10 protein-coding genes are annotated in these 11,567 nt (G+C 45.5%); 9 read left to right on the top strand and 1 reads right to left on the bottom strand.

Features of this window, described 5'->3' with window-relative positions:
• The first annotated feature begins 37 nt into the window (after positions 1-37).
• From E5358_RS02715 to E5358_RS02680, 8 genes are all read left to right on the top strand, one after another.
• Positions 38-1,243, top strand: a complete 1,206-nt coding sequence (locus E5358_RS02715; protein ID WP_135938779.1) for a C1 family peptidase — start codon at positions 38-40, stop codon at positions 1,241-1,243.
• Between the two features lie 335 nt (positions 1,244-1,578).
• The gene (recJ, locus tag E5358_RS02710; RefSeq protein ID WP_135938778.1) at positions 1,579-3,300 is read left to right on the top strand and encodes a single-stranded-DNA-specific exonuclease RecJ; all 1,722 of its coding nucleotides are present in this window, start codon (positions 1,579-1,581) and stop codon (positions 3,298-3,300) included.
• Positions 3,293-5,200, top strand: a complete 1,908-nt coding sequence (locus tag E5358_RS02705; RefSeq protein ID WP_135938777.1) for a RecQ family ATP-dependent DNA helicase — start codon at positions 3,293-3,295, stop codon at positions 5,198-5,200. Before recJ ends, E5358_RS02705 begins: the two co-directional genes overlap by 8 nt.
• 267 nt (positions 5,201-5,467) lie before the next feature.
• On the top strand, positions 5,468-6,298 hold the full coding sequence (locus E5358_RS02700) for a prephenate dehydratase (protein WP_135938776.1): 831 nt from the start codon (positions 5,468-5,470) through the stop codon (positions 6,296-6,298).
• Between the two features lie 21 nt (positions 6,299-6,319).
• A complete protein-coding gene (locus E5358_RS02695; protein WP_135938775.1) occupies positions 6,320-7,480 on the top strand; it encodes a pyridoxal phosphate-dependent aminotransferase in 1,161 nt (386 codons plus the stop codon).
• Positions 7,481-7,553: 73 nt separating this feature from the next.
• Positions 7,554-8,618 carry a bifunctional 3-deoxy-7-phosphoheptulonate synthase/chorismate mutase type II gene (locus E5358_RS02690; protein WP_135938774.1) on the top strand — a complete coding sequence of 355 codons (1,065 nt, stop codon included), beginning with the start codon at positions 7,554-7,556 and terminating at the stop codon, positions 8,616-8,618.
• A 12-nt stretch (positions 8,619-8,630) separates the two neighbouring features.
• Positions 8,631-9,425, top strand: a complete 795-nt coding sequence (locus tag E5358_RS02685; RefSeq protein WP_135938773.1) for a prephenate dehydrogenase/arogenate dehydrogenase family protein — start codon at positions 8,631-8,633, stop codon at positions 9,423-9,425.
• Positions 9,426-9,570: 145 nt separating this feature from the next.
• Positions 9,571-9,969: a rhodanese-like domain-containing protein gene (locus tag E5358_RS02680; RefSeq protein WP_135938772.1), complete on the top strand. Its 399-nt coding sequence runs from the start codon at positions 9,571-9,573 to the stop codon at positions 9,967-9,969.
• A gap of 64 nt (positions 9,970-10,033) precedes the next feature.
• Here E5358_RS02680 and E5358_RS02675 read toward each other — a convergent pair whose 3' ends face one another.
• Complete coding sequence (locus E5358_RS02675; RefSeq protein ID WP_135938771.1) at positions 10,034-10,450, bottom strand: winged helix-turn-helix transcriptional regulator; 417 nt, start codon at positions 10,448-10,450, stop codon at positions 10,034-10,036.
• A gap of 164 nt (positions 10,451-10,614) precedes the next feature.
• Here E5358_RS02675 and E5358_RS02670 point away from each other — a divergent pair, with 164 nt between their 5' ends.
• Entirely contained in the window at positions 10,615-11,508 is an 894-nt protein-coding gene (locus E5358_RS02670) for a radical SAM protein (RefSeq protein ID WP_135938770.1), read from the top strand.
• Positions 11,509-11,567: the final 59 nt, after the last annotated feature.

The following is an 11,567-nucleotide window of genomic DNA, read 5'->3' as shown; positions in this document are numbered from 1 at the left end:
AAAGCATATTAAACTAACAATAAAAAACAAATTCAGAATGAAAAAAGTTATTATCATGGCTTCAATGATGCTTGCAACAGCATCATTGATGGCGCAGACGACAGAAAAAAAAGATTCTGTAAACCCTAACGCGCCGGTATTCACTGTGATAAAGGAGAACCCTATCACATCAATAAAGAACCAGGCAAGGTCAGGCACCTGTTGGAACTACTCCACCCTCTCCTACTTTGAGGCTGAGATTCTCAAGAAGTCCAAGAAGACGTACGACCTCTGCGAGATGTTCGTGTGCAACAAGAACTACATGGATCGTGCTGTCCTGACAGTGCGCATGCATGGCGATGCACAGTTCTCACAGGGCGGCTCTGCTTATGATGTCCTCTATGTTCTCAAGAACTATGGTATCTGTCCTGAAGAGGCTATGCCACTTCCCGGAACAATGTACGGCGACACACTGAACAATTTCAATGAGTTCTTCTCTGTAATGGAGCCTTTTGTCGACGCTGTGGCACATAGCAAGGCAAAGACAATAAGCCCGACATGGAAGACAGCCTTCCAAGGCATTCTGGACGCATATCTCGGCAAATGCCCGGAGACATTCAAGTATGAGGGAAAGGAATACACTCCAAAATCATTCGCGCAGTCACTCGGCTTGGACTGGAACGACTATGTCACAGTGACTTCCTACACTCACCATCCTTTCTACACAGAGTTCCCTGTCGAAGTGCAGGACAACTGGCGTCAGCCGGGTTCTTGGAACCTTCCTATGGACGAGATGGCACGCATCATTGACAACGCTGTCATGAACGGCTACACTGTCGCTTGGGGTGGTGACGTAAGTGAGGACGGTTTCACACGCGATGGTCTTGCGCTCCTCATCGATACAAAGAATCAGGCACTTGACGGCTCTGACATGGCTCGTTGGCTCAAACTCACTCCTGCACAGAAGAAGGACAAAATCAAGGAAGCAGGTGTGACAGTCAAAGAAATGACTCCTTCACAGGAGCAGCGTCAGAAGGAGTACGACAACTGGACACTTACTGATGACCACGGCATGCTTATCTACGGTATTGCAAAGGATCAGACAGGTCGTGAGTACTACATGGTGAAGAACTCTTGGGGCAAGACAGGTGACTATCAGGGCACTTGGTACATGTCAAAGAACTTCATTGTTGCAAAGACTATGGACTACATGGTCAACAAGAATGCCATACCAAAGGACATCCGCAAGAAGATGGGCATCTGATTCTCTGCGGCCTGTTTGTTTTCACATAACCCCTGCGAATAGTTTGGCAATCCGCTTGTTTTCTATCAGATAATGGGATGTTACCGGTCAAAAAAAACAAACCATTACCTTTGGCACAACAAAGTGATACCTTTTGCATTATAAAGCAATACCTTTTATGATGCAAAGTGTTACCTTTTGTAATGTAACGAGCAAGTCGTTGATAGCCAAGGAAATATCAATTGGGATTCGCTGAATGTCGCTAATGGGTTTTATACACCAATGGGTTCTACAAATTGCGTATATATTAATGTGGTTTGTAGAACCCATAACTCTAAAATAAAAGGACAATAAATATGCATTTCAAATGGAAATATACTCTGACCTCAGAGGCTGAGGAAAGCATGGCACAGACACTGGCTGCAAAACTGAACATTGCCCCTGTGCTTGCTCGACTACTACTGAGGCGTGGCATTACCACTGAATCGGCAGCAAAGCGTTTCTTCCGTCCGCAGCTGACGGACCTTATCAATCCATTTCTTATGAAAGACATGGACCTTGCGGTTGACCGCCTCAATGATGCGATTGGCCGCAAAGAGCGTATCCTTGTCTATGGAGACTATGATGTGGATGGCTGTACAGCCGTGGCTTTAGTCTACAAGTTTCTGAAACAGTTCTACTCCAACATAGATTATTATATCCCTGACCGTTATGATGAAGGTTATGGAGTTTCAAAGAAAGGTATTGGCTATGCTAAGGAGACCGGTGTGTCCTTGATTATCATCCTTGACTGTGGCATAAAGGCTGTTGATGAGATTGCTTATGCCAAAGAACAAGGTATAGACTTCATCATCTGTGACCATCATGTACCTGATGAGAAACTTCCTCCGGCGGTAGCAATCCTCAACCCAAAACGAGCGGATGACAGCTATCCGTTCAAACACCTTTGCGGATGTGGAGTAGGATTCAAATTCATGCAGGGCTTTGCCCGTAACAATGGAATACCATTCTCACAACTGCAGCCACTGCTTGACTTGTGTGCCGTCAGCATAGCTGCCGACCTTGTTCCGGTTGAGAATGAGAACAGGATTCTCGCCTATCATGGTCTGCGTCAGTTGAACCAGTCTCCGTCTATCGGTCTGAAAGCTATCATTGAGATATGCGGACTTCAGGACAGACAGATTACAATGTCTGAGATTATCTTTAAGATTGGACCGCGCATTAATGCCAGCGGGCGCATGGAGAACGGCAAAGAGAGTGTTGACCTTCTTGTCGAAAGGGACTATAACGCTGCCATACTGATATCCGAACATATAAATGAATACAATGAACAGCGCAAGGATATTGATAAACAGATGACCGAAGAGGCAAATAATATTGTCGCACGCCTTGAAAGCCAACGTCATCAGACGTCCATTGTCCTTTATGACGAAAACTGGAAAAAAGGTATTGTTGGCATTGTAGCCTCACGACTTACAGAACTGTATTTCCGCCCTACGGTTGTCATCACTCGTGATGGCGATGTCGCAACAGGTTCAGCACGCAGTGTGGCTGGGTTTGATGTGTATTCTGCAATAAAGTCATGTCGTGACCTTTTGCTTAATTTCGGAGGGCACACTTACGCCTGTGGACTGACATTGAAATGGGATGATGTCAAGGAATTCCAGCGCAGGTTCCAGAAATATGTGGAGTTGCATATCATGCCGGAACAAACCGAGCCTATATTGGAAATTGACGCATCTCTTGAATTCCGTGACATAAACAAGAAATTCCATTCCGATTTGAAGAAATTCGCACCGTTTGGACCTAAGAATCCAAAACCGCTTTTTGTCACGAAGGATGTCTATGATTTCGGAACATCAAAGGTTGTAGGACGACAGCAGGAACACATAAAACTGGAACTTGTGGACTCAAAGTCTAATAATGTCATGAATGGCATTGCGTTTGGGCAATCAGGGGCAGCAAGATACATAAAATCACGCCGTTCTTTTGACATAGCTTACACCATAGAGGATAATGTCTATCGCCACGGTGCCCCACAGCTACAGATTGAGGACATACATACAGTAAATGACTGACACTTTGGAACCGGATTACAAGCAAATACTCAAGCAATATTTTGGTTACGATAATTTCCGTGGAATACAGCAGGAGATTATCGAAAGCATCGGAGCCGGACATGACACGCTCGGGCTTATGCCGACCGGTGGCGGCAAATCCGTTACGTTCCAAGTGCCGGCTTTGAGTATGCCCGGAGTGTGTCTTGTCATCACTCCACTCATCTCCCTGATGAAAGACCAAGTGGACCACCTGCGCCAAAGAGGGATTACGGCATACGCCCTGCATTCCGGATTGTCGCATAATGATGTGGTGCAGATTCTTGACAACTGTATCTATGGCAACATCAAATTCCTGTATGTATCACCGGAGCGTCTTTCATCCTATATCTTTCTTGCCAAGCTACGGCACATAAAGGTGAGTTTTATCACCATTGATGAGGCACACTGCATCTCGCAATGGGGATATGATTTCCGTCCTGCCTACCTGCGTATTGCCGATTTGCGTGCGTTGCTTCCCGGCAAAGCCGTTCTCGCGCTTACAGCCACCGCTACGCCCCCTGTCATTGAGGACATACAGAAGCAGCTTGCTTTCAATGAAGGCAGGGTGTTCCGAATGTCTTTCCGCCGTGACAACATATCATATATTGTACGGGAAACGGTTGACAGGCGAGGAGAGATAATCCATATTCTTAATAGTGTCAGTGGCAGCGCTATTGTGTATGTCAATAGCCGGCAGGCTACCAAGGAATTCAGCTCTGTGCTCAATCAAGCAGGCATCTCAGCAACATTCTTTCATGCGGGACTTGACATTGCCGTAAAGACAAAGCGCCAGCATGATTGGCATTGCGGTACAACTCGTGTCATTGTGGCGACAAACGCCTTTGGCATGGGCATTGACAAGCCAGATGTACGTCTTGTTATCCATGCCGATGTCCCTTCTTCCATAGAGGCTTATTTCCAAGAGGCAGGCAGAGCCGGACGTGACGGAAAATTATCCTATGCGGTGCTGATAACCATGAAAAGCACCCCGGCATTCATGCGTCGCCGCCTCTTGCAATGTTTTCCGGACAAGGAGTATATAAGAAAGGTGTATGAACGGCTTGCATATTTCTATGAGATAGGTGTTGGCATGGGAAAGGGGCTGTCGGTAATATTCCCTTTGGACAAGTTCTGTCTTGTATACAGCTACTCAACCTATGCTGTTGATGCAGCCTTGCATATTCTTGACAATGCCGGATACATCAGCTATGACACGACCCCTGATGACAATTCGAGAGTGAAATTCATTGTGAATCGTGATGACCTTTATCGTTTGCGCTCAATTCCGAAAGAGGAAGAAGACATGATTGACGCAATGATGAGAATATATTCCGGACTTTTCAGTGACTTTGTGTATGTTGATATAAGGGCGATAGCCTTTAAGTGCTCATCCACTCCACAACGCATATACACTCTATTCAAAGACCTTCGTCAGAGAGGAATCATTGAGTTCATTCCTCCAAGAACGGAACCACGACTGACTTTTCTGGTAAGCAGAGTTGATGAAAGCCATGTGTATATACCCGAAGAAGCATACGACAATCTGCGTGACAGAATGGTTGAACACATAGAAAGCATGATTCATTATATTAACTGTGATGCCATTTGCCGCCAGCAGCAGCTTATCAGATATTTTGGTGAAGCTTCCGATTACGAGTGTGGAAAGTGTGATGTCTGTATAGAAAAGAAAAAGCATCCGCAAGACCCACCTGCCGAAATCAAAAAGACTATATTGGATTTGCTTGCAGATGGCAACAAACACCATATCATGGAAATTGCACAATTGCCTTATAAAAGAGAACTCATAAATCAAACCATAGCAGAGCTTTTTGAGAATGATGACATAACATCCGACGGTATAATGGTTAAAATTTACTAATGCAACAGCACTTTTCCTAACATTTTCTTGCTGAAAAGATGTAAAATGTGTAATTTTGCCATCAAATAATACAAATAAATATGAATAAGTCATTTACATACTTCTTTTACTTTTACTTTTACTTTGCAGGGTCATGTAAAGTGGGAAGTTGCGTGTAAATTTCAACTTATGAAATCAGATATATAAACATAAAATATATGCAGAATCCCGCTAAGATAACAATCTGGTGGGATTTTTCATTTTTATTATAAAAACAACAGATAACAAATGAAGCGAATAGCAATACAAGGTTTTGAAGGCAGTTTCCATGACATTACAGCGCATCACTATTTCCAAGGGGAACAAATACAGATGATTTGTTGCGCCACGTTTGAGGAAGTTTTCGAGCAAATGAAGAATGACCCGACAGTAATCGGTCTGACTGCTATAGAGAATACCATTGCAGGTTCTCTTCTCCATAACTATGAACTGCTGCTGCAAAGTGGTATGACAGTTGTAGGTGAGGACAAGACACACATCAGTCACTGCCTTTGCTGCCTTCCGTCACAAAGCATAAAAGATATAAAAGAGGTTCACTCCCACCCTGTTGCATTGATGCAGTGCCGCAAATATCTGTCACAACATCAGAACATGAAAATCATTGAAGCTGATGATACAGCAGGGGCGGCACAGTGGATTGCTGAAAACCAAGTTACAGGGGTTGCCGCCATTTGCCATGCCGATGCCGCAAAACTTTATGGACTGACTATACTCGAGAACAACATAGAGGACAACAAGCACAATTACACACGTTTCCTTGTACTTTCCGACCCGCGCAAGGCTGACATGCTCCGCCCTATCAATGAAACAAACAAGTCAAGCCTTGTATTCTCTTTACCGCATGAAGAAGGCTCATTGTCGCAAGTGCTCTCTATCCTGAGCTTCTACACTATGCAGTTGACAAAGATACAGTCATTGCCTATAATCGGCAGAGAATGGGAATATATGTTTTATGTTGACATCACTTATGACAATCTTGTGAGATACCGACAGGCAGTCGATGCTATAATCCCATTGACACGTGAATTGAAAATCCTTGGCGAATACAAAGCCGCATAATGATAAAATGCTAATACGACTATGATACAGCCCGCAGACAGACTGAATTTGGTTCAGGAATATTATTTCAGCAGAAAATTAAAGGAAGTTGCAAAACTTAATGCTGAAGGTAAAGATATTATTTCACTTGCCATCGGCTCACCTGACATGCCACCGTCAGACAGCACAGTGAAGAGACTGTGTGAAGTGGCCAATGACCCTACTGCACACGGTTATCAGCCGACGGTAGGCACGCCGGAGCTAAGGAAAGCCATGGCAGGATATTACAAAAGATGGTTTGGTGTAGACCTTGACTGGCAGACAGAAATCCAGCCTCTCATCGGCTCAAAGGAGGGAATCCTGCATATTACTCTTGCTTTCTGCAATCCGGGAGACAAGGTGCTTGTCCCCAATCCGGGCTATCCGACCTATACCTCACTCTCCAAACTGCTCGGACAGGAAATCATCAATTACAACCTCTGTGAAAAAAACGGGTGGCAGCCAGATTGGGAACAACTTGAAAGCATGGATTTGTCCAATGTGAAACTGATGTGGACAAACTATCCTAACATGCCTACCGGAGGCAATGCACAGATAGAGACTTACGAAAGGCTTGTTGATTTTGCAAAGCGAAAGAATATTGTTGTTGTGAATGATAATCCATATTCTTTTATAATCAACGATAATCCAATATCACTTCTACAAGTAAAAGGAGCCAAGGAATGCTGCATAGAGTTGAATTCCATGTCCAAAAGCCATAACATGCCGGGATGGCGTGTAGGGCTTTGCGCATCAAACAAGGAATTCATCTCTTGGATTCTGAAAGTGAAGTCAAACATTGATTCCGGCACTTTCCGCGGACTGCAGCTTGCGGCAGCAGAAGCCTACCTGAACACTGACGAATGGCATCATGAGGCAAACTACACGACATACAAGCGCCGTCGTGTCATCGCAGAAGAAATCATGACAACCTTGGGATGCACTTTTGACAAAGACCAAGTGGGAATGTTCCTTTGGGGAAGGATTCCTGACAGCTACAAAGATTGCGAAGAACTTACAGAGAAAGTGCTCCATGAGGCTCGAGTGTTCATAACTCCAGGATTCATCTTCGGCTCTAATGGAGAGCGTTTTATACGAATCTCCCTCTGTGCCAAGGATGAGAAAATGAAAGAGGCACTGGAGCGTATCAAGGCTGTCATGTAAAACGTGAAAAGAACAAATACGTGCAGCAATATGCTGTAATAACAATAGTAACAACGAATATCTTAATAAAATAATGGAACTCAATCTTAAACCACTGAATTTACCAAGCGATCAGAAACGCCCGTTTGTCATCGCAGGACCTTGCTCCGCAGAGACAGAGGACCAGATAATGACCACTGCAACAGAACTTGCAGCAAAAGGCTGCCACATGTTCCGTGCCGGAGTGTGGAAGCCACGTACCAAACCGGGTGGCTTTGAAGGACATGGCGAACCGGCTCTGCAGTGGATGAAGCAAGTTAAGGATGCCACTGGCATGTACATCGGTACAGAAGTAGCCACACCGGAGCATGTCGAACTCGCAATGAAATACGGCATTGACATTCTTTGGATTGGTGCGCGCACCTCGGCGAACCCATTTGCCATGCAGGCTCTCGCCGATTCCATGAAAGGACTTGACATTCCAGTGTTTGTCAAGAACCCTGTCAATCCGGACCTCGAACTGTGGATTGGCGCGCTTGAAAGACTGAATGCCGCCGGTATAGAGAAACTCGCAGTGATTCATCGCGGATTCTCCTCATTCGACAAGACCATCTACCGTAACCAGCCGATGTGGCAGATTCCAATAGAATTGCGCCGCCGCATTCCTGATCTGCCAATCATCTGCGACCCTTCCCACATGGGAGGCAAGCGCGAACTCATTGCGCCACTCTGCCAGCAAGCTCTCGACCTCGGTGTCGACGGACTGATGGTGGAAGCTCATTGCAATCCTGATAAGGCGTGGTCTGACGCAAAGCAGCAGGTTACTCCTGATGTCCTTGACTACATACTGTCATTGCTTGTTGTCCGTGATTCCGCTTGGACAACGGAGGGAATACAGCAGCTGCGCCATGAAATTGATGTCCTGGACAACCAACTTATGGACCTTCTTTCAAAACGCATGCGTATCTGCCGTGAGATAGGACAGTACAAGAAAGAGCATAACATGACTGTCCTTCAGACAGGACGCTACAATGAGATTCTCAACAAGCGCGCCGCGCAAGGCTCACTTTGCGGTATGGCACCTGAGTTCGTGAAGCAAGTCTTTGAACATATCCACGAAGAGTCTGTGCGTCAGCAGCTTGAGATTGTAGGGAAATAAAAAGATCGCTATATGAAAATTCTTGTTTTGGGAGCGGGAAAGATGGGCAGCTTCTTCATCGACTTGCTGAGTTTCGACCATGAAGTCGCAGCATTCGAGAAAGACCCGAAGCGTCTCCGTTTCACATACAACTGCCAACGTTTCTCCACATTGGATGAGATTAAGGCATTTGAACCGGAACTTGTCATCAATGCTGTTACAGTAAAGTTCACTGTTTCTGCATTCAATGAGGTTCTGCCATACATTCCGGAAAGCTGCATACTGTCCGATATAAGTTCTGTAAAGACCGGCTTGCGCGAATATTACGAAACTACGGGACACCGTTATGTCTCAACCCACCCCATGTTCGGACCGACATTCGCCAATCTTCAGCAACTCTCCGAAGAGAACGCAATCATCATAAACGAGGGCGACTACATGGGACGCTGCTTCTTCAAAGACCTTTACTCACGCCTTGGACTGAACATCTACGAGTACAGCTTTGAGGAACACGACCGCACAATGGCTTATTCGTTGAGCATTCCCTTTGTCTCCACCTTTGTCTTCTCCGCCGTCATGGAGCATCAGGACGCACCGGGCACGACCTTCAAGCGCCACATGCGCATAGCAAAAGGCGTGCTCAATGAAGATGACTACTTGTTGCAGGAAGTTCTTTTCAACCCATATACTCACGACAATGTGGCAAAGATACGTACGGAATTGAAAGAACTCCTGGACATCATCGACCACAAGGACGCGACAGGCATGCGCCATTATCTTGATAAAATCCGCCATAATGTAGAGCGGGACATCAAAGAGATAAAGTGATTGAGATTATGCCAAGGAAAAAGCTCAACAAGAGCATTTTCCCGAGTCAGCGACTCGAGGTTGTCAAGTCGCTGACTCGAGCATCTCGAGTCGGCGACTCGGGAAAGTGATGTCAGTGACACAAAAAAAACACTAATATAGCAAAATGACCAAAAAGATTATATTCATGGGACTTCTGAGTTTTGTTTGCAGCCTTTTGGGATGCAATGCCCAAACGGGCATGTTCAAGAGTGTAGAGGTGGAGGAATTCCATACTGTCATAGCAGATTCCACGACGCTGCTGTTGGATGTGCGGACACCTGAAGAATATGCGGAGGGACATATCGGTAACGCAATGAACATTGATGTGCTGAATGGTAATTTCTTGGCAGAAGCCTTGAAATCATTGCCAAAGGAAAAGACCATCGCCCTCTACTGCCGTAGTGGCAGGCGGAGCAAGAAAGCCGCAACAATTCTTGCAAAGAACGGCTATAGTGTCGTGGAACTGAACTCCGGTTATCTTGGTTGGACAAAAGCAAGTTCAATTCCGTTGAATAAATTTTGATAAGTAGTGTTTTGTGACTGAGTTAACAAAGACAGAGCGCAAAAAGGTGGTATGAAAGAAAGATTCACCACTTTTCTGTGCTTTTTGCATTGTTCCACGATTTGGCTTGTCCTCTCGCTTCTTGTATCTCTTCAAAATGAAGGTGTCCCCACTCTATCACATAGCCTATCTCTTTCAGGAAACTTGCGCCAAGTGGTGTAATGGAATACTCGACACTTGGCGGAAAAGTGTTGCGGACATTACGGACTGCGAGTCCCTCTGATTCAAGGTTATCAAGGGTTGAGGCGAGCATCTTTTCCGAAATTCCGGGGATTTCACGGAACAAATCTCCAAAGCGCACACCGGCAGGGCTTTGTGCGGATTGCTTCATAGGAGAGTTGCACAATACTTCCATGCGAAGCAACACCACCAACGCCCACTTGCGGCTCATCCATTCAAGGACAGGGGCAGCCTTACAATAATCATAGTCCAATCTTTTCATTGTTTTTGCATTTGTATATGTTATTTTCTTGCAAAGTTAAAGAAAATATTCATAAGTAAGGACGCTACTAACCTGCAAGTAAGGGGAATAATGTGCGATTTGTTTTCAAATTGGTGTTTTTGCAATTACCTTTGTGGCTTGAAAACCATAAAAGTAATAAAAACATGAGTTCAACATTACATTTCAACAATCCGGTATGGCGTCCGCCATACGAGGCTGCATCCCAACTGTTGCAGGTCACAACGGGATGCACATGGCACAAATGCAAGTTCTGCACATTGTACGGAGAACAACGGTTCCGTATGTCTCCAATGGACGAGATAGAGAGTGACCTGCAACTTATCGGCAATTGCAACCCACGTGTTCATCGCATATTCCTTACCGGTGCCAACCCCTTTGTGCTCACGGCAGGCAGACTTGCTGACATTGCGGCACTTGTCCGCAAATATATTGAAAAGGGAGAGCCGACCATAGGCTGTTTTGCAAGGATAACAGACATAAGGGACAAATCTCTTGATGACCTGAAGTTGCTGCACCAGTTAGGGTTTGACTATCTGACAATCGGTGTGGAAAGTGGTGACAGCGAAACATTGGAACGTGTCTGCAAAGGATACTCTGCGGAGGACATCATCATGCAATGCCGAAAACTTGAAGACGCCGGCATCCGCTACAACTTCTTTTATCTTGCAGGACTTGCCGGCTCCGGCAATGGCAAGCGCAACGCTTTGCGGTCAGCAAAACTGTTCAGTCGGTTGACGCCTGCCAGCATAGGAATACTGTCGCTTACGCTCTTTCCTGAAAGCGAGTTGTACAAGGAAATGCAGAACGGGCTGTTTGAGGAAGCCGCTGAGCATGAAAGGCTTGATGAGATAATATGCCTCGTCAGAAACCTGCATTGCAAAACCCATATCCTTGGGCGGACAGTCAGCAACCCTGTCCCGTTTACAGGCTATCTGCCGACTGACCGCCAAAGTATCATAGACAGGCTTACGGAAGCAAAAACAATGCTTAGTGAAGAACAGTTACGTTCATACCGCGATAGCATTGTGTCGTTATGACAAGCATTGGTTTCAAATCATAAACGAATGCTGTAGGCTTCAATTGCTGACGTGTGTTT

It is taken from the genome of Palleniella muris, from assembly GCF_004792655.1.
Classification (GTDB): Bacteria; Bacteroidota; Bacteroidia; order Bacteroidales; family Bacteroidaceae; genus Prevotella; species Prevotella muris_A.
This window is presented reverse-complemented; position numbering and strand designations above follow the sequence as displayed.